17 protein-coding genes are annotated in these 21,253 nt (G+C 72.4%); 8 read left to right on the top strand and 9 right to left on the bottom strand.

Features of this window, described 5'->3' with window-relative positions; genetic code table 11:
• Positions 1 to 27: 27 nt before the first annotated feature.
• The 5 genes from ACGFZN_RS06815 to ACGFZN_RS06795 all read right to left on the bottom strand — a co-directional run bounded on the left by ACGFZN_RS06815 (position 28) and on the right by ACGFZN_RS06795 (position 5,683).
• The gene (locus ACGFZN_RS06815) at positions 28 to 1,266 is read right to left on the bottom strand and encodes a branched-chain amino acid ABC transporter substrate-binding protein (RefSeq protein ID WP_393857413.1); all 1,239 of its coding nucleotides are present in this window, start codon (positions 1,264 to 1,266) and stop codon (positions 28 to 30) included.
• Between the two features lie 271 nt (positions 1,267 to 1,537).
• Positions 1,538 to 2,191, bottom strand: coding sequence for a Tat pathway signal sequence domain protein (locus ACGFZN_RS06810; RefSeq protein ID WP_393857412.1), 654 nt, complete (start codon positions 2,189 to 2,191; stop codon positions 1,538 to 1,540).
• Positions 2,188 to 2,649, bottom strand: coding sequence for a hypothetical protein (locus tag ACGFZN_RS06805; RefSeq protein ID WP_393857411.1), 462 nt, complete (start codon positions 2,647 to 2,649; stop codon positions 2,188 to 2,190). Before ACGFZN_RS06805 ends, ACGFZN_RS06810 begins: the two co-directional genes overlap by 4 nt.
• Before the next feature lie 181 nt (positions 2,650 to 2,830).
• Entirely contained in the window at positions 2,831 to 3,322 is a 492-nt protein-coding gene (locus ACGFZN_RS06800; protein WP_393857410.1) for a hotdog fold thioesterase, read from the bottom strand.
• 48 nt (positions 3,323 to 3,370) lie between these two features.
• Positions 3,371 to 5,683, bottom strand: coding sequence for an FdhF/YdeP family oxidoreductase (locus tag ACGFZN_RS06795; RefSeq protein WP_393857409.1), 2,313 nt, complete (start codon positions 5,681 to 5,683; stop codon positions 3,371 to 3,373).
• Positions 5,684 to 5,875: 192 nt separating this feature from the next.
• Here ACGFZN_RS06795 and polA point away from each other — a divergent pair, with 192 nt between their 5' ends.
• Together polA and ACGFZN_RS06785 are read left to right on the top strand one after the other, a co-directional pair.
• Complete coding sequence (polA, locus tag ACGFZN_RS06790) at positions 5,876 to 8,602, top strand: DNA polymerase I (protein ID WP_393857408.1); 2,727 nt, start codon at positions 5,876 to 5,878, stop codon at positions 8,600 to 8,602.
• A 197-nt stretch (positions 8,603 to 8,799) separates the two neighbouring features.
• Positions 8,800 to 9,246 carry a hypothetical protein gene (locus tag ACGFZN_RS06785; RefSeq protein ID WP_393857407.1) on the top strand — a complete coding sequence of 149 codons (447 nt, stop codon included), beginning with the start codon at positions 8,800 to 8,802 and terminating at the stop codon, positions 9,244 to 9,246.
• On the opposite strand, the gene ACGFZN_RS06780 is transcribed toward ACGFZN_RS06785, so the two are convergent.
• Positions 9,128 to 10,024: a DUF4184 family protein gene (locus ACGFZN_RS06780; protein ID WP_393857406.1), complete on the bottom strand. Its 897-nt coding sequence runs from the start codon at positions 10,022 to 10,024 to the stop codon at positions 9,128 to 9,130. The genes ACGFZN_RS06785 and ACGFZN_RS06780 overlap by 119 nt on opposite strands.
• A gap of 318 nt (positions 10,025 to 10,342) precedes the next feature.
• On the opposite strand from ACGFZN_RS06780, the gene ACGFZN_RS06775 reads away from it, so the two are divergent.
• Positions 10,343 to 12,070, top strand: a complete 1,728-nt coding sequence (locus tag ACGFZN_RS06775; RefSeq protein WP_393857405.1) for a lytic murein transglycosylase — start codon at positions 10,343 to 10,345, stop codon at positions 12,068 to 12,070.
• Positions 12,071 to 12,212: 142 nt separating this feature from the next.
• Here the strand turns inward: ACGFZN_RS06775 and hrpB are convergent, their stop codons facing one another.
• Together hrpB and ACGFZN_RS06765 are read right to left on the bottom strand one after the other, a co-directional pair.
• On the bottom strand, positions 12,213 to 14,753 hold the full coding sequence (gene hrpB, locus ACGFZN_RS06770; protein ID WP_393857404.1) for an ATP-dependent helicase HrpB: 2,541 nt from the start codon (positions 14,751 to 14,753) through the stop codon (positions 12,213 to 12,215).
• A gap of 127 nt (positions 14,754 to 14,880) precedes the next feature.
• Positions 14,881 to 15,717 carry a class I SAM-dependent methyltransferase gene (locus tag ACGFZN_RS06765; RefSeq protein ID WP_393857684.1) on the bottom strand — a complete coding sequence of 279 codons (837 nt, stop codon included), beginning with the start codon at positions 15,715 to 15,717 and terminating at the stop codon, positions 14,881 to 14,883.
• Between the two features lie 372 nt (positions 15,718 to 16,089).
• On the opposite strand from ACGFZN_RS06765, the gene rpsA reads away from it, so the two are divergent.
• The 4 genes from rpsA to ACGFZN_RS06745 all read left to right on the top strand — a co-directional run bounded on the left by rpsA (position 16,090) and on the right by ACGFZN_RS06745 (position 19,807).
• Complete coding sequence (gene rpsA / locus ACGFZN_RS06760; protein WP_330340677.1) at positions 16,090 to 17,580, top strand: 30S ribosomal protein S1; 1,491 nt, start codon at positions 16,090 to 16,092, stop codon at positions 17,578 to 17,580.
• A 188-nt stretch (positions 17,581 to 17,768) separates the two neighbouring features.
• On the top strand, positions 17,769 to 18,707 hold the full coding sequence (locus ACGFZN_RS06755) for a PAC2 family protein (protein WP_330340678.1): 939 nt from the start codon (positions 17,769 to 17,771) through the stop codon (positions 18,705 to 18,707).
• Positions 18,708 to 18,752: 45 nt separating this feature from the next.
• Positions 18,753 to 19,376: a dephospho-CoA kinase gene (gene coaE, locus ACGFZN_RS06750; RefSeq protein ID WP_393857403.1), complete on the top strand. Its 624-nt coding sequence runs from the start codon at positions 18,753 to 18,755 to the stop codon at positions 19,374 to 19,376.
• A gap of 50 nt (positions 19,377 to 19,426) precedes the next feature.
• Entirely contained in the window at positions 19,427 to 19,807 is a 381-nt protein-coding gene (locus tag ACGFZN_RS06745; RefSeq protein WP_393857402.1) for a tetratricopeptide repeat protein, read from the top strand.
• Positions 19,808 to 19,904: 97 nt separating this feature from the next.
• Here ACGFZN_RS06745 and ACGFZN_RS06740 read toward each other — a convergent pair whose 3' ends face one another.
• Positions 19,905 to 20,201 carry a DUF6343 family protein gene (locus tag ACGFZN_RS06740; RefSeq protein WP_393857401.1) on the bottom strand — a complete coding sequence of 99 codons (297 nt, stop codon included), beginning with the start codon at positions 20,199 to 20,201 and terminating at the stop codon, positions 19,905 to 19,907.
• An 86-nt stretch (positions 20,202 to 20,287) separates the two neighbouring features.
• Here ACGFZN_RS06740 and ACGFZN_RS06735 point away from each other — a divergent pair, with 86 nt between their 5' ends.
• Positions 20,288 to 21,232 carry an acyltransferase domain-containing protein gene (locus ACGFZN_RS06735; protein ID WP_393857400.1) on the top strand — a complete coding sequence of 315 codons (945 nt, stop codon included), beginning with the start codon at positions 20,288 to 20,290 and terminating at the stop codon, positions 21,230 to 21,232.
• Positions 21,233 to 21,253: the final 21 nt, after the last annotated feature.

Here is a 21,253-nt window from a genome sequence, read left to right as displayed (position 1 = left end):
GGCTCTCGGCAGGTGCGGGTGTGGGGGTCAGCCGCCGTTGTAGGTGCCGGACTCCACGGCCTTCCAGGCGCCGTTCGTCACGGAGTAGACGGTGAGCTGCTTGTTGGTGGCGTCACCGTACTGGTCGAAGGAGACCTTGCCGGTCACGCCGTCGAAGGAGACGTTCTGGACGGCGGCGGTGACCTTGGCGCGGGCGTCGGAGGGCAGCTTGCCGCCGTTGTCGTCGACGACCTTCTTCACGGCCTCGATGATCGCCCAGGCGGAGTCGTAGGAGTAGCCGCCGTAGGCCGCGTACTCCTCCTTGTAGCCGGCTGCCTTGTAGTTGGCGACGAAGTCCTTGGCGGAGGGGAGGGTCTCGACCGGGGCGCCGACGGAGGTGGCCATGTCGCCGGTGGCGGCACTGCCGGCGAGCTTGATGAAGTCGTCGGCGTAGATGCCGTCACCGCCGACGAGCGGGATGTTGGCGCCGGCGGACTTGATCTGCTTGCTCAGCGGGCCGGCCTGCGGGTACTCGCCGCCGTAGTAGACGACCTGGGCGCCGGAGTTCTTGACCTTGGTGGCGACCGCGGAGAAGTCCTTGGTGTCCGGGTTGATGTGCTCGGTGCCGACGACCTTGCCGCCGAGCTTCTTGAACTCCGAGGTGAAGGTGGCGGCGAGGCCGGCGCCGTAGGTCTTCTTGTCGTCGATGACGAAGACCTTGGTCTTCTTGGCCTTGTTGTAGACGTACTGCGCGGCGAACGGGCCCTGGATGGCGTCGGTGGTCGCGGTGCGGAAGTACGACTTGTACGGGCGGGACTTGGTCTTCTGCCAGTCGGCGCCCTGGGTCAGGGCGGGGTTCGTGTTGGCGGGCGAGACCTCGACCAGCTTGGCGTCGTCGAAGACCTTCTGCATCGACTCGGCGACGGAGGAGTTCAGCGGGCCGACGACGCCGAGGACGCTGTTGTCGGAGACGAAGGCGGAGGCGTTCTGCTGGCCCGAGGAGGGCTGCGCCTGGTCGTCCTTGGCGGCGATCTTGAAGGTGACGCCCTTGACGTAGTTCTTCTTGTTGGCCTGGTTGACGGCCAGGTCGACGGAGTTCTTGATGCCCAGGCCGAGCGCGGACAGGTCGCCGGTCAGTGGGGCGTCGACGCCGATGGTGACGGTGGTGCCACCACCCTTGCCGGAGTCGGAGCCCTTGTCGCCGCTGTCGCGCGAGCCGCAGGCGGTGAGGGTGAGTGCTCCCGCTGCCAGCGCGGCGGTGATGGCGATGAGCGAACGTTGACGCACGATCAGTCCTTTCCCCTGGACGACCGCCTCCCCCTGGAAGCGGTCGAGCCGCGCGCCCGACCGAAGTGACAGGCCCAGTGGGCAATTGGGGGGCGCGGTGACTGGCCGTGACTCTAAGCGTGTGTGGGGAACGTGGAGGAGTGTCTGACCAATGCTGTGACTCTCTTGTTATGACACGACGTAATGCAGAGCGGTACGGCGTGGGAGTTAGGGCGGAATTCCGGCCGATTCGCCCCGTCCGCAATGTGAGAATCCGCAGGACCCACCATGATCAATTCAGGTGTCTCGAGGGTTTTGGTGATGACGAGGTGTTGTTGCCGCAGGCGTCTTTCAGTGCCCGGGAGAGATGCCGGGCGTAGCGCGTGCCGAGGATGTAGCTGTGAATCTGTATTGCGCGCGCATTACGCAGAGTTACGTCCAGGAAAGGAAGCCCGGCGTCCATGGGCAGATTTCCGCACCGGATCACGTGCATGGTTATGGTGATCTTGCGGTCCGAACCTGCCTTTGTCCGGAAGGGCGTCGGCGGGTCCGTCACCAGCGAGAGTCCCGCGTACGGCTGGGTCACCCGGGTCACGGTCACCGGGGGCCCGGAGTCCACGCTCAGTAGCACCGCGAAGCTGAAGCTGCGGGGCGGGGCGCCGGCCGGGGTGGGACGCCCGCTGGCGTACTCGACCTCGACCACCTGGGCGGGGTACGGCGCCGGGGGCGGCGGCTGCTGCCGGGGCCGGGCGGCGTAGAGGTAACCGCCGCCGGCCAGGAGGACGGCCACCGCGGCGAACGCCAGCATGGCGCGCCGGTGGCGGGCGTAACGGGTCGCCAGTAAAGACCGAACTCGGGGCGCGCGGCCGGTGGTTGGGGACGCGGAGGGCTGTGTGTCCCACGCGTGCGTGCCCTCGCCCGGCTCCAGCGGGCCGATGCCGCTCATCGCCAGGGGCCTCCGCTCGGGGTTCCGTGCCGGTACCGCTCGGCGCAGGCCGCGTGCGCCTGACGGTCGATCAGCCGCTCGGCAGCAACAGTGCCCTGACGCTGTTTCACGGCCCGCGCCGCGTCGACGACCTCGCGCAGGATCGCGTACTGCCCGTTGGACAGGCCCATCGACTGGTAGTCGCCGTAGGTGCCGCTGTCGAGCACCTCACGGGCCCAGTGCGCGACGAGGCGGGTGCACAGGGCGGCGGGAGAGGTGGGCATGGGGGCGGCGGAGGCCGAAGCGCCGGGGGAGTCGGCCGGGGCGGGGGTGGCGGCCGAGGTGGTGCCGGCACCGGAGGCGGTGGAGTGCGCGGGGGCGGCGGTCCGGCCGCAGGCCGTCGCGCCGAGCAGCGCCGGAAGCGCCAGACCGACCCCCAGGAGCCTCGCCCCCGGCCGGGGGTTCCCTCGCCGTCCCATGACCAGAAGCTAAGGGGAGGGACGGCGGAGAGCAACGGGCCGACACGGGCGGGCCGGGGCGGCGGGAGCAGGGGGCCGCCGGAAGTGGGCCGACGGGAGTAGCGCGCCGGTGCGGGCGGATCGGGGCGGCGGGAGCAGCGGGCCGGTGCCGCCGGGCCGAGGTGTGGGTGGGCCGGGTCGGTCAGGCGCCGGTGGGCGGGATCTGGGCCGCGTCAGCGGGGCGGGCGTCGCGCAGGAGGCAGGTCAGCCGGGCGGTGCACACGCGGCGGCCCTCCTCGTCGCTGATCACGATCTCGTACGTCGCCGTCGACCGGCCCCGGTGCACCGGCGTGGCCACCCCCGTCACCAGACCCGAACGGACCCCCCGGTGGTGCGTGCAGTTCAGGTCCACGCCGACCGCGATCTTCGAGCTGCCGCCGTGCAGCATGGAGCCGACCGAGCCCAGGGTCTCCGCCAGCACCGCGGAGGCACCGCCGTGCAGCAGGCCGTACGGCTGGGTGTTGCCCTCCACCGGCATGGTCCCGACGACCTTCTCCGCCGAGGCCTGAAGGATCTGCACACCCATCCGCGTGCCGAGGTGTCCGGCGGAGAACAGGGCGGGCAGGTCGACACCGAGCGCCGCGTACTCGTCGACGACGTCCTGCGGGAACTGAACTTCCTGCTGCTCACCCATGGGCCCGGCTCCGTTCTTCGTGCGGCTCTCTGCTCGCTGAGCAAACGCTCAGCCGGTCGCCGATTGTTCCAGACGGCCGCCCGCACCGGCGGTGTGATCTTCGAGACGTACGACCACGGACTTGCTGGCCGGCGTGTTGCTGGTGTCGGCGGTGGCGTCGAGCGGGACCAGGACGTTCGTCTCGGGGTAGTACGCCGCCGCGCAGCCCCGGGTCGTCGGGTAGTGCACGACCCGGAAACCGGGCGCGCGCCGCTCCACGCCGTCCTTCCACTCGCTGACCAGGTCCACGTACGCCCCCTCGGCGAACCCGAGCGCCCGCGCGTCCTCCGGGTGCACCAGCACCACCCGCCGGCCGCCCGTGATCCCCCGGTAGCGGTCGTCCAGACCGTAGATCGTGGTGTTGTACTGGTCGTGCGAGCGCAGGGTCTGCAACAGCAGCCGGCCCTCGGGCAGTTCGGGGTACTCCACCGGCGCCGCCGTGAAGTTCGCCCTGCCCGTGGCGGTCGGGAAGCGGCGCTCGTCGCGCGGCGCGTGCGGCAGCGCGAAGCCGCCCGGCCGGGCCACCCGCGCGTTGAAGTCCTCGAAACCGGGGACCACGCGCGCGATGCGGTCACGGATCGTGGCGTAGTCCTTCTCGAACTCCTCCCACGGCACCACGCTGCGCTCGCCGAGCACGCGGCGCGCGAGACCGCAGACGATGGCCGGCTCCGACCTGAGGTGCGGGCTCGCGGGCGCGAGCCGCCCGCGCGAGGCGTGCACCATGCCCATCGAGTCCTCGACGGTCACGAACTGCTCACCGCCGGCCTGCACGTCCCGCTCGGTGCGCCCCAGCGTGGGCAGGATCAGCGCACGCGCGCCCGTGACGACGTGCGAGCGGTTCAGCTTGGTCGACACGTGCACGGTCAGCCGCGCGCGCCGCATCGCGGCCTCGGTGACCTCGGTGTCGGGAGAGGCGGAGACGAAGTTGCCGCCCATGGCGAAGAACACCTTCGCCTCGCCGTCGCGCAGCGCGCGGATGGCCCGTACGACGTCGAAGCCGTGCTCGCGCGGCGGCGCGAACCCGAACTCCTTCTCCAGCGCGTCCAGGAAGGCGGGCGCGGGCCGCTCGAAGATGCCCATCGTGCGGTCGCCCTGGACGTTGCTGTGCCCGCGCACCGGGCACACGCCCGCACCCGGCCGGCCGATGTTGCCGCGCAGCAGCAGGAAGTTGACCACCTCGCGGATGGTCGGCACGGCGTGCTTGTGCTGGGTCAGGCCCATCGCCCAGCAGACGATGGTCCGCTCCGAGGCGAGCACCATGGCGAGGGCCTGCTCGATCTCCGCGCGGGTGAGGCCCGTGGCCCTGAGCGTCTCGTCCCAGTCGGCGCCACGCGCGACCTCGGCGAACTCCTCGAACCCGTGGGTGTGCTCGCGGACGAACTCCTCGTCGACGGCGCCCTCGGTCTGGAGGATCAGCTTGTTGAGCAGCCGGAAGAGGGCCTGGTCGCCGCCGATGCGGATCTGCAGGAACAGATCGGTGAGGGCGGCGCCCTTCAGCAGGCCCTGCGGGGTCTGCGGGTTCTTGAACCGCTCCAGGCCGGCCTCGGGCAGCGGATTGACGCTGATGATCTTCGCGCCGTTCGCCTTCGCCTTCTCCAGCGCGGAGAGCATGCGCGGATGGTTCGTCCCCGGGTTCTGCCCGGCGACGATGATCAGGTCGGCCTGGTACAGGTCCTCCAGCAGGACGCTGCCCTTGCCGACGCCGATGGTCTCGGCGAGCGCGGAACCGGACGACTCGTGGCACATGTTGGAGCAGTCCGGCAGGTTGTTCGTGCCCAGCTCGCGCGCGAACAGCTGGTACAGGAACGCGGCCTCGTTGCCGGTGCGGCCCGAGGTGTAGAAGACGGCTTCGTCGGGGGAGGAGAGGGCGGCGATCTCCTCGGCGACGATGTCGAAGGCACGGTCCCAGCCGACCGGCTCGTAGTGCGTGCCGCCCTCGGGCAGGTACATGGGGTGGGTGAGCCGGCCCTGCTGCCCCAGCCAGTACCCGCTCCGGGTCGCCAGGTCGGCGACGGAGTGCGCGGCGAAGAACTCCGGGGTGACCCGGCGCAGGGTGGCCTCCTCGGCGACCGCCTTCGCGCCGTTCTCGCAGAACTCCGCCTTGTGCCGGTGGTCCGGCTCCGGCCAGGCGCAGCCCGGGCAGTCGAACCCGTCCTTCTGGTTGACCCGCAGCAGCGTCAGCGCCGTGCGCCGCACGCCCATCTGCTGCTGGGCGATGCGCAGTGTGTGCCCGATCGCCGGCAGTCCCGCCGCCGCGTGCTTCGGCTCCACGACCTGCGGCGCGTCCTGAACCGGATCACCCTTGGGCGGCTTCGTCGCCATCGCACGCTCCCCTTCGACTGCGTGTGACAAGTACGACGCCGATCCTGCCATGCGGCACCGACAGCCGTGCCCCCCGGGACTCGACGCCGACGCCGGCACGCTCGGTGACCGAGGGACACGCTGCGCAGCCCCTCCGCTCCCCGGCGTCCGTCCCGGACCGGACTGTCAGTGCGGCGTGGCAGGATCGGGGGCGTGGCAGAGACAGCATCGAAGCAGACCGACAAGACCCCCGGCGGCACCCGTCCCCGGCTGATGCTCATGGACGGGCACTCGCTGGCCTACCGCGCGTTCTTCGCGCTGCCCGCGGAGAACTTCACGACCGCGACCGGCCAGCCGACGAACGCGATCTACGGTTTCGCGTCGATGCTGGCCAACACCCTGCGTGACGAGGAGCCCACGCACTTCGCGGTGGCCTTCGACGTCTCGCGCAAGACCTGGCGCTCGGAGAAGTTCACCGAGTACAAGGCGAACCGCTCCAAGACCCCGGACGAGTTCAAGGGGCAGGTCGAGCTGATCGGCGAGCTGCTCGACGCGATGAACGCCCCCCGCTTCGCCGTGGACGGGTACGAGGCGGACGACGTCATCGCCACCCTCGCCACCCAGGCCGAGGCCGCGGGCTTCGAGGTGCTCATCGTCACCGGCGACCGCGACTCCTTCCAGCTGGTCACCGACAGCATCACGGTGCTCTACCCGACGAAGGGCGTCTCCGAGCTGACCCGGTTCACACCGGAGAAGGTTTTCGAGAAGTACGGCTTGACGCCCGCCCAGTACCCGGACTTCGCGGCGCTGCGCGGCGACCCGTCCGACAACCTCCCCGGCATCCCCGGCGTCGGCGAGAAGACCGCGGCGAAGTGGATCAACCAGTTCGGCTCGTTCGCGGAGCTGGTGGAGCGCGTCGACGAGGTCAAGGGCAAGGCCGGGCAGAACCTCCGCGACCACCTGGAGTCGGTCAAGCTCAACCGCGTCCTCACCGAGCTGGAGCGCCAGGTCGAGCTGCCGAAGTCGGTCGCCGACCTGGAGCGGACCGCGTACGACCGCAAGGCCGTCGCGATGATCCTGGACACCCTGGAGATCCGCAACCCGTCCCTGCGCGAGCGACTCTTCGCCGTCGACCCGGGCTCGGTGGAGGCCGAGGCCACGCCGGTCGCCACCGACGGCGTGGAACTGGACGGCACGATCCTGCGCACCGGCGAGCTGGCCGGCTGGCTCGCCGGGCACGGCGCCGAGACCCTCGGCGTGGCCACCGTCGACGCCTGGGCGCTGGGCGCCGGCTCGGTCGCCGAGGTCGCCCTGGCCGCGGCCGGGGGAGCGGCGGCCTGGTTCGACCCGGCCGAGCTGGACGAGGCCGACGAGAACGCGTTCGCGGCCTGGCTGGCCGACCCCGCCCGCCCCAAGGTGTTCCACAACGCCAAGGGCGCGATGCGGGTCTTCGCCGAGCACGGCTGGTCCGTCGAGGGTGTGACCATGGACACCGCGCTCGCCGCCTACCTGGTCAAGCCGGGCCGCCGCTCCTTCGACCTGGACGCGCTGTCCCTGGAGTACCTCCACCGCGAGCTGGCCCCGGCCGCCGCCGCCGACGGCCAGCTGGCCTTCGGCGCCGACGAGGGGGCCGAGGCGGAGGCCCTGATGATCCAGGCCCGCGCGGTCCTCGACCTGGGCGCGGCCTTCGAGGCCCGCCTGGCGGAGGTCGGCGCCGCCGACCTGCTGCGGGACATGGAGCTGCCCACCTCCGCCCTGCTCGCCCGCATGGAGCGCCACGGCATCGCCGCCGACCGCGCGCACCTGGAGGCGATGGAGCAGATGTTCGCGGGCGCGGTGCAGCAGGCCGTGAAGGAGGCGCACGCGGCCGCCGGCCACGAGTTCAACCTGGGCTCGCCCAAGCAGCTCCAGGAGGTCCTCTTCGGCGAGCTGGCCCTGCCGAAGACCAAGAAGACCAAGACCGGCTACACCACCGACGCCGACGCCCTGGCCTGGCTCGCCACCCAGACCGACAACGAACTCCCGGTGATCATGCTCCGGCACCGTGAGCAGGCGAAGCTGAGGGTGACGGTCGAAGGCCTGATCAAGACCATCGCGGGTGACGGCCGTATCCATACGACGTTCAACCAGACGGTGGCCGCGACCGGCCGTCTGTCCTCCACGGACCCCAACCTGCAGAACATCCCGGTCCGCACGGACGAGGGCCGGGCGATCCGCCGCGGTTTCGTGGTCGGCGAGGGCTTCGAGTCCCTGATGACCGCCGACTACAGCCAGATCGAGCTGCGGGTGATGGCGCACCTCTCCGAGGACGAGGGCCTGATCCGGGCGTTCACCTCCGGCGAGGACCTGCACACCACGGCCGCGTCCCAGGTGTTCGGCGTCGAGCCGGCCGCGGTGGACGCCGAGATGCGCCGCAAGATCAAGGCGATGTCGTACGGCCTGGCCTACGGCCTGTCCGCCTTCGGCCTCTCCCAGCAGCTGAACATCGAGGCGGCGGAGGCCCGCGCCCTGATGGACGCCTACTTCGAGCGTTTCGGCGGCGTCCGCGACTACCTCCGCCGCGCGGTCGACGAGGCCCGGGCGACGGGCTACACGGCGACCCTCTTCGGCCGCCGCCGGTACCTGCCGGACCTCAACAGCGACAACCGCCAGCGCCGGGAGGCCGCCGAGCGCATGGCCCTCAACGCGCCCATCCAGGGCACCGCGGCGGACATCGTGAAGATCGCCATGCTCAAGGTGGACAGCGCGCTGCGGGCGGCGGACCTGAAGTCCCGCATGCTCCTCCAGGTCCACGACGAAATCGTGCTGGAGATCGCCCCGGGCGAGCGCGCGGCCGCCGAGCGGATCGTCCGCCAGGAGATGTCCAGCGCCGTCCAGCTGCGAGCCCCCCTGGACGTCTCGGTCGGCGTGGGCCCGGACTGGGAATCAGCAGCGCACTAGCCCACGGCGCTCGGCCGGAGGGGGCGCTGCGGCGAACCAGCACCGCAACGCCCCCTGCGTCACCCCGGCCCTCACCCCCACCGGTGCAGAACCCGGCAGCCGCCCTCGGCAAGCCGGCCGAGCCCCCGGAGGGATCCGTCACTCACGTGGCCCCCGTCAAAACGCCCCTCCGCGGCGGGCCGCGCAAAACTGCGGGCATGGGTATACGCATGCTTCACCGCCGGACGCCCGAGGCAGACATTCGGGCCTGGGCGGACACCGCCTCGGCGCAGGCCATGCTCGCCTCGCCGGTCCCGGCCCTCGCGGCCGACGCAAGCACCGCCCGCATTCCCGCCGACCTGACCCAGACCGTGCGCAGGGCCGCCGCCGGCCTCCGGCACAGACTCACCGGTCTGACCGCGCACGCGGAGCACGCCCCCGACTGGCGTCAGTGGGCCGACCTCGCCCGCGGCTACCTCGCCCTCGCGCTCGCCGCGCTTCCGAGGCCGCGCCCCCGGCACACCCTCACGGTGTTCGTCGCGTCCCTCACCGAGCGGCCGGCCGCCCCCGCCCCGCACCGACCACCCCGCCAGGACCACCAAGAGCACCGGGACCACGGCGATCACCGGGACCGCCCGGATCCCGGCGCCGGCCCCACGCCCTGATCCCGCCGGCGTACAGCGCCAGCCCCAGGACGAGTCCCGCGCCCGCCCCGAAGCACAGGGTGGGCACCAGTTCCCACGGCCGCTCCGGCGCCCCCGTGAGCGCCCACCAGCGCGCCGCCCGCTGTACCGCCCCGGCCGCCGCACAGCCGCCGATCACCGCGCCGGCCCACCACCGGTCCCGCGCGGACAGCACCGGCACCCCCGCCGGCCACCCGTCCGCCGCACGCCGTAGCGCACGCGCGGCGAACGCCGCGATCGCGATCACGCCCGCCACGGACGAGCCGTACTGCAGCCAGGTGAACAGCGGCGCGCCCGCCGGCCGGTCCCGCCCGATGGCCGGAACCAGCCGTGTCCCCCACCGCCCCTGATGGGTGAAGGCGTCCCACACCACATGGGTCAGCGCGCCCAGCACCGCGGAGACGTACCACCGCAGCACCGTGGCGGCGTCCGCACGCGCGCGTGGCGCACCGCAGCGCAGCAGCACGGCCGGCCGCCCCTGCCGGCTCCGGGGCAGCAGCGCGAGCAGCGGCTCGCGGACCAGCAGCCACAGGCCCACCAGCGCCCAGGAGATGGGCACGTCGACGGTGCAGACCCCGGCGAACGCGTGCGTGACCGCACCGAATTGCATGGCACCGGGCAGGACATTCGCCGCATAGAACGGCATGTCGGGCGCGAAGGATCCCGCGATCAGCACCGCCGGCACCAGCGGACCGCGGCCGGTCCCGTCCCGGCGGACCGCGGGCAGGACGGCCGCCGCATGGCTGAGAGTGAACGGCAACAGGTCCCCCGGGAAGCGGTCGTGGACGCGGTGCGCGCACCGGTGATCGGGCCGGTCCAGTATGCGCGCCCTCCCGGCCGGACCGGCGCGCGGCAACGCGAGGTGGCCATCCGGTGAAAACGGGGCTTGAACGGGTCCCGATGCACAGCAAGTTGTCGTAGGGTCACCTGCGGTGCCGTGCCGGGCGCACGGCCGGAACACGGGTCACAGCGCGGAAAGGGCGTCACAGGGGCAACCAGAACACCGGGTCAACCGTCACACCACAGCGAGGCAGACAGACGGAGACGGACGCACGGCGTCCACGGGAGGGTTCACTCGATGGCGGCGCATTTCGGAAGGCGGCTGCGCAAGGGGGCGGCGACCACCGCCGTGGCCGCGGCGGCGGTCGCGGCTCTGTCGGCGTCCCAGGCTCCGGGAGCACCCGGCGAGGACCACGGGAGACAGGCGACGGCCGGCGCCGCCGCCCCCGTGCCCGACGCGGCCTCCGACGGCAACGCCACCGGCAACTCGCCGTACTACACGGACCTCCCGCCGCTGAACAGCCCGAACCCCAGCCCCTCGCCGAGCGCCACCGGCACCCCGGTCGCCCAGGGCGACGCCGAGGCCGGCATACCGGCGACGGTCCTCGACGCCTACAAGAAGGCCGAGGCCGAACTGCGTTCGTCCAAGCCCGGCTGCAACCTGCCCTGGCAACTGCTCGCCGCGATCGGCAAGGTCGAGTCGGGCCAGGCCGAGGGCGGCCGGGTCGACGCGGACGGCACCACGATCGGCAGGATCCTGGGGCCGGCCCTCGACGGCAACGGCTTCGCGCTCATCAAGGACACCGACCACGGCGCCTACGACGGCAACACCCGGTACGACCAGGCCGTCGGCCCCATGCAGTTCATCCCCTCGACCTGGGCCTGGGCCGGCCGCGACGGCAACGCGGACGGCAAGAAGGACCCCAACAACGTCTACGACGCCGCCCTCGCCGCGGGCCACTACCTGTGCCGCAACGGCTGGGACCTCTCCCGCGAGAGCGACCTGCACAGCGCGATCCTCAGCTACAACAACTCGCAGGACTACCTGAACACCGTCCTGTCGTGGCTGGAGTACTACCGCAAGGGCACCCACTCCGTGCCCGACGGCACCGGCAGCGTGCCCACCCACCGCAGCGACGACGGCTCCCCGCACGCCGAGTCCCCGAAGCACACCAAGGCGCCGAAGACCAAGCCGGACCCGAAGCCGGACCCCACGCCCAGCACCCCCGGCGGCGGCAGCCCCAGCCCGACCCCGCCGAAGACGCCCGCGCCGCCGACCACTCCGCCGACCAACACCGACACCGTGGACCACCTGGCGGACGCGGACACGGCCAAGCTCACCGCGATGGCCGGCCACGGCTTCGACCAGCGGATCGGCACCCGCGCGGTGACCAAGTCCGGCAAGGCCGTCGCCAAGGTCAGGATCCGCTTCACCATCTCCGGGGACACCGACGCCACCTTCACCGGCGGCGAGACCGTCGCCACGGTCGCCACCGACGCCCAGGGCGTCGCCCTCGCACCGGCGCTCCAGGCGGGCGAGAAGACCGGCGACTTCCAGGTCACCGCGACCGTGGTGGGCCGCTCGGTCAAGGCCCTCGGCTACACCGCCACCGTCACCCCGCGCGCCGCCGACACCCTGACCCGCACCGCCGACACCCCGCTGACCTGCACGCCGGGCGGCGAGTTCGCCGACCAGGTCCAGGTGAAGGCGACGTACAAGGGCGCCGTCGCGGACAAGGTCGCGGCCACCGCCACCCTGATCAAGTCCGGCACGGACGCGACCGAGAACGACAAGGGCCCGTACTTCAAGGACGCCGACGGCAAGCCCGTACGCACGCTCACCGGACTCCAGACGGACGCCAAGGGCCTGCTGACCCTGCCCAAGCTGTACGCGGACGACGCCACCGGCACCTTCCTGCTCCGCATCACCACCACCGGCGGCGCGACACTCACCGTCGAGCTGAAGGTGGCCGCCGCGGACTCCACGGCGACGCCGTCCCCGTCGCCCAGCCCGTCCGCCTCCTGACCCCGACGGGAACCGGCAGGGCGCCCTCCGCCGCACCAGCGGCAGGGCGCCCTGTTCCGTGCGTGCCTCGCTGTCGCCACGGCACCTGACCTGACGACCCATCAGGATCCGGCGGGTGCTGCGCGGATCGAGCCTGAACCGGTCAGCGCCCGAGCCGCGCGTTCGTGTGCCGGGTGGGCTCGGCGGTCGCCGGGTCCTCGGGCCACGGATGCTTCGGGTACCGGCCGCGCAGCTCGGCCCGCACGCTCCGGTAGCCGTCCTTCCAGAAGGAGGCGAGGTCGGCCGTGACGGCGGCGGGCCGTCCGGCGGGCGAGAGCAGATGCACGAGCAGCGGTACGCCGGCCACCGTCGGCGTCCGGTGCAGCCCGAACATCTCCTGCAGCTTGACGGCGAGCACCGGCTGCCGAGGATCCCCGTAGTCGATCCGGATCCTCGACCCGCTCGGCACGGTGATCCGCTCGGGCGCCAGCTCCTCCAGCCGTGCCGCGTCCCCGCTCGCCCAGGGCAGCAGCCGTGCGAGCGCCTGCCCGGCGTCGATCCGCCCGAGATCGGCGCGCCGCCGGCACCTGCTCAGCTCCGGTTCCAGCCAGTCGTCCACGCGCGCGTACAGCGCGTCGTCGGACACGTCCGGCCACGGCTCGCCCAGGTGGGCGTGCAGGAACGCGAGCCGCTGCCGCAGCGCCCGCGCCTCCGCCGGCCATCGCAGCAACCCGAGCCCTTCCTGCCGCAGCCCGTCCAGCAGGGCCCCGCGGACGAGCGACGGGTCGGCGTCCTTCAGCGGCCGTACGGCCAGCTCGACGGCGCCGAGCCGTTCGACGCGCCGGGCGACGACGTCCCCGTCGGCCCAGTGCACCTCGTCCCGCTCCTGAAGCAGCGCCCCGGCGGCGCCGACCGCCACCCCCTCCTCCACGGCGGCTCCGAGCAGCACGCACGCGTGCCCCTTTCCGGCGGGCCGGTCGGCAGCCGCGACGACGATCCAGGGCGCACCCCGCAACGCCGACCCGTCCCCGAGCCCGGCCCGGGTGCCGGAGGCCATGAGGTACGACCCGCCGTCCAGCCTGGCGACACGCTCGGGAAAGGCGAGGGCGGCGACGAGCCCGGCGAGCCGCTCCTCCCCGGCACCCTCCTCCACCAGGCGTGCGGCGGCCTGTTCGGCGGCTTGTGTCCGACGGTCACGGGCGGGCGAGCGGGAGAACTCCGCCGAGACGGCCCGCAGCCGCCGCACCTCCGCGGCCCACCGCCCGGCGTAGGCGTCACCCCCGCGCCGGGCCCGCCGCAACGCACCGGCGAGGTCATCGCCGTAGTCCCGGGGCACTTCCTCGGACAGCAGGGCGACGACCTCGGCCCCCGCAGCGGAGGTGTCCAGCAGCGCCCGCCCCAGCCGGGGGTGCACACCGAGCCGGGCCAGCCGCACCCCGGTGTCCGTGGCCCGGCCGGCGCCGTCCACCGCCCCCACCGCCGCCAGAGCCGAGCGCGCCGCCGCCATCGCCCCGCCCGGCGGGGGATCGAGCAACGCCAGCCCGGAGGCGTCCGGATCGCCCCAGCAGGCCGCCTGCAGGGCGAACGCGGTGAGGTCGGCCACCTTGATCTCCGGCGCCGGGAAGGCCGGCAGGCGGACGTCCTCGGCCTGTGTCCAGCACCGGTACACCCAGCCCGGCGCCTCCCGCCCGGCCCGCCCCGCCCGCTGCCGCCCGGCCGCCCGCGACGCCCGTACCGTCGTGAGCCCGCTCAGCCCCCGCGCGTGATCCACCCGCGGCTCCCGCGCCAGCCCCGAATCCACCACGACGCGCACCCCGGGCACGGTCAGCGAGGACTCCGCCACCGAGGTCGCCAGCACCACCCGGCGCCGCGTCCCGGGCGCCAGCACCGCGTCCTGCACGGCGGCCGGCGCCCGCCCGTGCACCTGGAGCACGTCGACGCCGTCCAGCTCGCCGAGCCGGCCCGCGACACGCGCGATCTCTCCCACCCCGGGCAGGAAGCACAGCACGTCCCCGTCCCGCTCGGCCAGCGCCCGCCGCACCACCGACGCCACGTGCGCCAGCAGCGCCGGATCGACGCGCATCCCGTGCGGCGGCCGTACCGGACGCGCCGGAGGCGCCCACACCACCTCCACCGGATGCGCCACGCCCTGCGCCTCGACCACCGGCGCCCCGCCCAGCAGCCGCGCCCAGCCCTCGGCGTCCGTCGTCGCCGACGCGGCCAGCAGCCGCAGCTCCGGCCGCAGGGTCTGCCGCACGTCCCACAGGAACGCGGCCGCCGTGTCGGCGTCCAGATGCCGCTCATGGCACTCGTCGAGGACGACGGCGTCGACGCCGGGCAGCTCCGGGTCGCGTTGCAGCCGCTGCAGCAGCACACCGGTGGTGACGACCTCCACCCGCGTGTGCCGCCCCACGACACGCTCGCCGCGCACCGTGAAGCCGACGCTGTCGCCGGGCTTCTCGCCCAGCAGCCACGCCATGCGCCGGGCCGCCGCGCGCGCCGCGATCCGGCGCGGCTCGGCCACCACGACCCGTCGCACGGGGCCGTCCCCGGTCAGCCCCGCCAGCACGAGCGGCACCAGCGTGGTCTTGCCGGTGCCGGGCGGCGCCACCAGCACGGCGGCGCCGGCGTCCTCCAGGGCGTCGGTCAGGGCGGGCAGCGCGGAGCGCACGGGCAGCGCGTCCAGGGCGTCGTAACGGATCACGCCCCCAGTGTCGTACGACGACGGAAGGCACCTTCGCGCGTGTGTGGCACGCAGGCACGCGCGTGCGACGGCGTAACCGCCCCTACACGCGCGCGCGTGTACGTGCGCGGACCTTAAAGAGAGAGCGTCAGTCGCGCTCGCAGACGAAGATCGCCGTGCCCGGGATCAGGCTGCCCCGCAGCGGGGACCAGCCGCCCCACTCCGAGGTGTTCCAGGCCGGCCACTCCGGCTCCACCAGATCCACCAGGCGGAAGCCGGACGCCACGACGTCCCGGACGCGGTCGCCCAGCGTCCTGTGATGCTCGACGTAGACCGCGCGGCCCTGCTCGTCCTGCTCCACATAGGGCGTGCGGTCGAAGTAGGACGCCGAGACCGACAGGCCCTCGGGGCCCGGCTCGTCCGGGAACGCCCAGCGGATCGGGTGCGTCACCGAGAACACGAACCGGCCGCCCGGCCGCAGCACCCGGCGCACCTCGCGCAGCACCAGCCGCGGATCGGCGACGAAGGGCAGTGCCCCGTAGGCCGAGCAGGCCAGGTCGAAGGAGCCGTCGGCGAAGGGCAGCGCGCAGGCGTCCGCACAGACGAGCGGAAACGATCCGCCGATCCGCAGGGCGTGCTGGAGCTGGCGGTGCGAGAGGTCCAGCGCCACCGGGCGGGCCCCCTGGGCGGCCAGCCAGCGCGCGCACTGCGCCGCGCCCGCGCCGATCTCCAGGACGTCCCTGCCCTTCAGCTCCTCCGGCGGGCCGAGCAGCTCCGCCTCCACTTCGTCCAGGCCCTCCGGGCCCCACACGAAGCGGTCGTCGCCGAGGAACGTGCCGTGCTCGACCTGGTACTCGTCCGCGTTGCGGTCCCACCAGCCCCGGTTGGCCCGTGCGCTCTCCGCGACGCCGGCGTCACGGCGTGTCGCCTCCGCTTCGAAGGCCTCGGTTCCCTCGCGCTCGTAGGCTTCCGGCTCTTGGATGATCGGCTCCCTCGTCGTACTCTTCCGTCCAACCCGCCGGGGTTCGTCACGGAACCGGGTCCTCGGGCCTGCGTGGCCTCAAGGGACGTTTCTTCTGCCGGTTATGGGGTGATCTGCCCCGGGTGTGCGCCTTCGCGCATTGACCATGTCCGGCTGCCCCCGTATGCTACAAGTTGCGCTGCGGGCCTGCGCACCTCAGACGTAGCAGGCTGCGCTCGCATCTGTTGTATGTCCCCTCGGTTGTCGAGGCGCCACCGGGCACCCGGTGTCCACAAGGTGGCGCTTCCTTGGCTGTCCGGCTTCTGCAGAGCGAAACGGGCTCCCGGCGTAAGCAGTACCTACGACTTCAATGTCCGTACCGGAGCCCTTTCCCACATGACGAGCAGCACCGAGACCACCGCCACCACCCCGCAGGTAGCGGTCAACGACATCGGTAACGAGGAAGCCTTCCTCGCAGCGATCGACGAGACGATCAAGTACTTCAACGACGGCGACATCGTCGACGGCGTCATCGTGAAGGTCGACCGGGACGAGGTCCTGCTCGACATCGGTTACAAGACCGAAGGTGTCATCCCGAGCCGCGAGCTCTCGATCAAGCACGACGTCGACCCGAACGAGGTCGTCGCCGTCGGCGACGAGATCGAGGCCCTTGTCCTCCAGAAGGAGGACAAGGAAGGCCGCCTGATCCTCTCGAAGAAGCGCGCCCAGTACGAGCGTGCCTGGGGCACCATCGAGAAGATCAAGGAAGAGGACGGGATCGTCACCGGTACCGTCATCGAGGTCGTCAAGGGTGGTCTCATCCTCGACATCGGCCTCCGCGGCTTCCTCCCGGCCTCCCTGGTCGAGATGCGCCGTGTCCGCGACCTCCAGCCGTACGTCGGCAAGGAGCTCGAGGCCAAGATCATCGAGCTGGACAAGAACCGCAACAACGTGGTCCTGTCCCGCCGCGCCTGGCTCGAGCAGACCCAGTCCGAGGTCCGCCAGACGTTCCTCACGACCCTGCAGAAGGGTCAGGTCCGCTCCGGTGTCGTCTCCTCGATCGTCAACTTCGGCGCCTTCGTGGACCTCGGTGGCGTCGACGGCCTGGTCCACGTCTCCGAGCTGTCCTGGAAGCACATCGACCACCCGTCCGAGGTCGTCGAGGTCGGCCAGGAGGTCACCGTCGAGGTCCTCGACGTCGACATGGACCGCGAGCGCGTCTCCCTGTCGCTGAAGGCGACCCAGGAAGACCCGTGGCAGCAGTTCGCCCGCACCCACCAGATCGGCCAGGTCGTGCCCGGTAAGGTCACGAAGCTGGTGCCGTTCGGTGCGTTCGTCCGCGTGGACGAGGGCATCGAGGGCCTGGTCCACATCTCCGAGCTGGCCGAGCGCCACGTGGAGATCCCGGAGCAGGTCGTCCAGGTCAACGACGAGATCTTCGTCAAGGTCATCGACATCGACCTCGAGCGCCGCCGCATCAGCCTCTCGCTGAAGCAGGCCAACGAGTCCTTCGGTGCCGACCCGTCCGCGGTCGAGTTCGACCCGACCCTGTACGGCATGGCCGCGTCCTACGACGACCAGGGCAACTACATCTACCCCGAGGGCTTCGACCCGGAGACCAACGACTGGCTGCCGGGCTACGAGAAGCAGCGCGAGGAGTGGGAGCGCCAGTACGCCGAGGCGCAGGCCCGCTTCGAGCAGCACCAGCAGCAGGTCATCAAGTCCCGCGAGGCCGACGCTGCCGCCGCCGCCGAGGGCGGCGAGGCCGCGGCTCCGGCCGCGACCGGCGGCTCGTACTCCTCCGAGGGCGGCGACCAGTCCGGCGCCCTGGCCTCGGACGAGGCGCTGGCCGCGCTGCGCGAGAAGCTGGCGGGCGGCCAGAGCTGAACGCTCGCCGCTGGGCTTAGCCGATAGCTGGTTCTGAGGGGCCGCACCTTTCGGGGTGCGGCCCCTCAGGCGTGCTCGGGGGCCGTGCCCCGCATACCGCTCCCGAGAGCCTGGTCGACGGCGTGTCGCGGGAATGCCCACCCTCCAGGCCGTGTTGACCATGTCGAACACGAGGAGGAGCGGTCACTGTGCTTGATCCGCAGGGTTTGTACGCATGGGAGCCGAAGGGCCTCGCCGTGGTGGACATGGCGCTCGCCCAGGAGTCGGCCGGCCTTGTCATGCTCTACCACTTCGACGGATACATCGACGCGGGCGAGACCGGCGACCAGATCGTCGACCGGCTGCTCGACTCACTGCCCCACCAGCTCGTCGCCCGGTTCGACCACGACCGGCTCGTGGACTACCGCGCCCGCCGGCCCCTGCTGACCTTCAAGCGGGACCGGTGGACCGACTACGAGGTCCCGGCCATCGAGGTCCGCCTCGTCCAGGACACCACGGGCGCCCCCTTCCTGCTGCTCTCCGGCCCCGAGCCGGACGTGGAGTGGGAGCGCTTCGCGGCGGCCGTACGGCAGATCGTGGAGCGGCTCGGCGTCCGCCTGTCCGTGAACTTCCACGGCATCCCCATGGGCGTACCGCACACCCGCCCGGTCGGCCTCACCCCGCACGGCAACCGCACCGACCTGGTCCCCGGCCACCGCAGCCCCTTCGAGGAGGCCCAGGTGCCCGGCAGTGCCGAGGCGCTGGTGGAGTACCGCCTGATGGAGGCCGGCCACGACGTCCTGGGCGTCGCCGCGCACGTCCCGCACTACATCGCCCGGTCCCCGTACCCGGACGCCGCGCTGACCGTCCTCGAGGCCATCACGGCCGCCACCGGGCTGGTGCTGCCGACGGTCGCCCACTCACTGCGCACCGACGCGTACCGCACGCAGACGGAGATCGACCGCCAGATCCGGGAGGGTGACGAGGAGCTGACCGCGCTCGTCCAGGGTCTGGAGCACCAGTACGACGCCGCCGCGGGCGCCGAGACCCGGGGCAACATGCTCGCCGAGCCCGTGGACATCCCGTCGGCCGACGAGATCGGGCGCGAGTTCGAGCGGTTCCTGGCGGAGCGCGAGGGCGACAACTGACCTCCGCCGGTCCCGCTGTCAGTGGCAGAGCCTAAGCTGGCGCCCATGCTGAAAGTGGGCCTGACCGGTGGGATCGGCGCCGGCAAGAGCGAGGTGTCGCGGCTGCTCGTGGAGCACGGGGCCGTGCTGATCGACGCGGACCGCATCGCGCGCGAGGTCGTCGCGCCGGGCACGCCGGGTCTCACCGCCGTGGTGGAGGCCTTCGGCGAGGACGTCCTCACCGCGGACGGCAGCCTGGACCGGCCGAAGCTCGGCTCCATCGTCTTCGCCGACCCCGGCAGACTCGCCGTCCTCAACCGGATCGTGCACCCCTTGGTGGGCGCGCGTTCCCGCGAGCTGGAGGAGGCAGCGGCCCCCGACGCCGTGGTGGTCCACGACGTGCCTCTCCTCACCGAGAACGGCCTGGCACCGCTGTACGACCTCGTGATCGTCGTGGACGCGAGCCCCGAGACCCAGCTCGACCGGCTGGTCCGGCTGCGCGGGATGACGGAACAGGACGCACGCGCGCGCATGGCCGCCCAGGCGACCCGTGAGCAGCGCAGACGGATCGCGGACATCGTGATCGACAACGACGTCCCGCTGGACACCCTGCGCAAGCGCGTCGCTCAGGTGTGGGAGGACCTCGTACGGCGGGCCCGGGAGAACTCCGCGGAACAGGCGCCGGAATAGCGGCCCCCTCCGCGGGCGTTGAAGGGGTGGAGTGAGGGAAGGACTCTGCCGTGCCCGAGACCAGCGGTTCCACCGGACCTACTCCGGAGACGCATGTCATCGACTTCCGCGCAGCCGAGCATCTGCTCAATTCGCGGGACCCGCGGGGCGCGGTGAAGCTGCTCGACGGAGTCATCGCCGCGCACCCGGAGAACACCGCGGCCCGGCTGCTGCGCGCGCGTGCGTTCTTCGCCGCGGCGCAACTGCGTCCCGCCGAACTGGAATTCACGATCGTCCTGGAGCGCGAGCCGGACAACGCGTTCGCGCACTTCGCCCTGGCCCGCACCTACGAACGCCAGGGCCGCCCCGACCAGGCCAAACGTCATTTCCGGCTGGCGGCCGCGCTGGACCCGAACCCGCAGTACGTGAAGGCGGCCCGCTTCGACGACTGAGCCGCCGGCGACGGGCGCCGCTCCGTACGCCGTGCCGGTCACGGACGCGGGTCGGCGTGCTGCCCGTCCCGCGTGCCGGATGATCGGGGCACGGCGGTCACGGATGCCGGTGTCTGGGCGGGCGCCGGAACGGCGGGCCGTCGTCCGGCGGCGGGTACGGCGGGACGTCGCGGCCAGGCTGGTAGTGCGGGCCCTGCCGGATGTGCCGCAGCACCATGGTCATGTCCGCGGTGACCACCAGCAGCAGCACCCCGCAGGCGACCGCCCAGCCGGGGCGCCCGACGAGCGCGAACGCCGCCGTGCCGAAGACCGCCCAGGCCAGACCCCACACGCACAGCCAGAGCCGCGCCCGCAGAGCACTGCGCGCGGTCGCCGGTTCACTGCCCGTACGCATCGGACCACCACTCCTTCTTGCACCGTACTCTTCGAGGACGACGCTCACCAACGGCGCTCGTCCGCCGCTCGTCGAAGGGGGAACCAGTGCTGCCGGACGCCGACGACCTGCCCGAACTGCTCCTCGACCTGGCCGTACCGCACGAGGACATCAACGCACTGGTGGCCGGGCGGCGCCGGGTCACCGGCGACCCGGGTGCGCTGAGACTCCTGGCGGAGTGCGTCGAGGAGTTGTTCCGCGACCCGGACGACACCGGCCGCACACCCGACCTGGCCGAACTCTTCGCCGCAGCGCCCGCCGAGCAGGCCGGGACCTTCCCCGTGTACGTCTTCGTCGCCGCCGTCCCGCACACCCTCGCCCGGCACCGGGAGCGCGGCATCCCGGCCGAGGTCTCCCGGCGCACCCTGGCCGACCTGGGCCGTCACATGGCGGTGCACCGCAGACGGCACGGCACGACCGGCCTGCTGTCACGGCGCTGGCTGGTGCGGCACTTCCGGGGCGAGCTGTACCAGCTGGGCCGTCTGCAGTTCGAGCGGGCGCGGCACGGACAGCGCACCTCAGCGGTGATCGCCGCGGCCGGACTGGACGTGGCGCCCGGCACGCCCTGCCTCAACCTGCACATCCCCGACTTCCACGGCCCGCTGACCCCGTCCGCCTGCGACCGCTCCCTGGCGTGGGCCCGGGAGTTCTTCGCCCGGCACTTCCCCGAGGAGCGGCCGGTGGCGGCGCTCTGCCACTCCTGGCTGCTGGACCCGCAGTTGAAGCGGTACCTGCCGGCCGACTCCAACATCGTCCGCTTCCAGGACCGCTTCCGCACCGCCCGCGAGGACACCGAGCCGTCCGACACCGAGCCCGTCCAGTTCGTCTTCGGCGACCCCGACCTGCCGGTCGCGGAGCTGCCCCGGCGCACCGCCGTGGAGCGGGCCGTCGGAGACCATCTGCGGGCCGGCGGGCACTGGTACATCGGGCACGGCTGGTTCCCGTTCCCGGACGAATCGCGCCGACCGGCCCCGCCTCACACGAACGAGTGAACCGGCGGCGGAGGGGAACGG

The organism is Streptomyces sp. NPDC048192 (assembly GCF_043202415.1).
GTDB lineage: Bacteria > Actinomycetota > Actinomycetes > Streptomycetales > Streptomycetaceae > Streptomyces.
This window is presented reverse-complemented; position numbering and strand designations above follow the sequence as displayed.

Excerpts from the sequence above, each read along its gene's own strand:
- ACGFZN_RS06805 (WP_393857411.1), bottom strand. The coding sequence starts at position 2,649 with ATGGGACGGCGAGGGAACCCCCGGCCGGGGGCGAGGCTCCTGGGGGTC.
- ACGFZN_RS06800 (WP_393857410.1), bottom strand. The coding sequence starts at position 3,322 with ATGGGTGAGCAGCAGGAAGTTCAGTTCCCGCAGGACGTCGTCGACGAG.
- ACGFZN_RS06810 (WP_393857412.1), bottom strand. The coding sequence starts at position 2,191 with ATGAGCGGCATCGGCCCGCTGGAGCCGGGCGAGGGCACGCACGCGTGG.
- ACGFZN_RS06740 (WP_393857401.1), bottom strand. The coding sequence starts at position 20,201 with ATGCGTACGGGCAGTGAACCGGCGACCGCGCGCAGTGCTCTGCGGGCG.
- ACGFZN_RS06775 (WP_393857405.1), top strand. The coding sequence starts at position 10,343 with ATGGCGGCGCATTTCGGAAGGCGGCTGCGCAAGGGGGCGGCGACCACC.
- ACGFZN_RS06785 (WP_393857407.1), top strand. The coding sequence starts at position 8,800 with ATGGGTATACGCATGCTTCACCGCCGGACGCCCGAGGCAGACATTCGG.
- rpsA (WP_330340677.1), top strand. The coding sequence starts at position 16,090 with ATGACGAGCAGCACCGAGACCACCGCCACCACCCCGCAGGTAGCGGTC.
- coaE (WP_393857403.1), top strand. The coding sequence starts at position 18,753 with ATGCTGAAAGTGGGCCTGACCGGTGGGATCGGCGCCGGCAAGAGCGAG.
- ACGFZN_RS06795 (WP_393857409.1), bottom strand. The coding sequence starts at position 5,683 with ATGGCGACGAAGCCGCCCAAGGGTGATCCGGTTCAGGACGCGCCGCAG.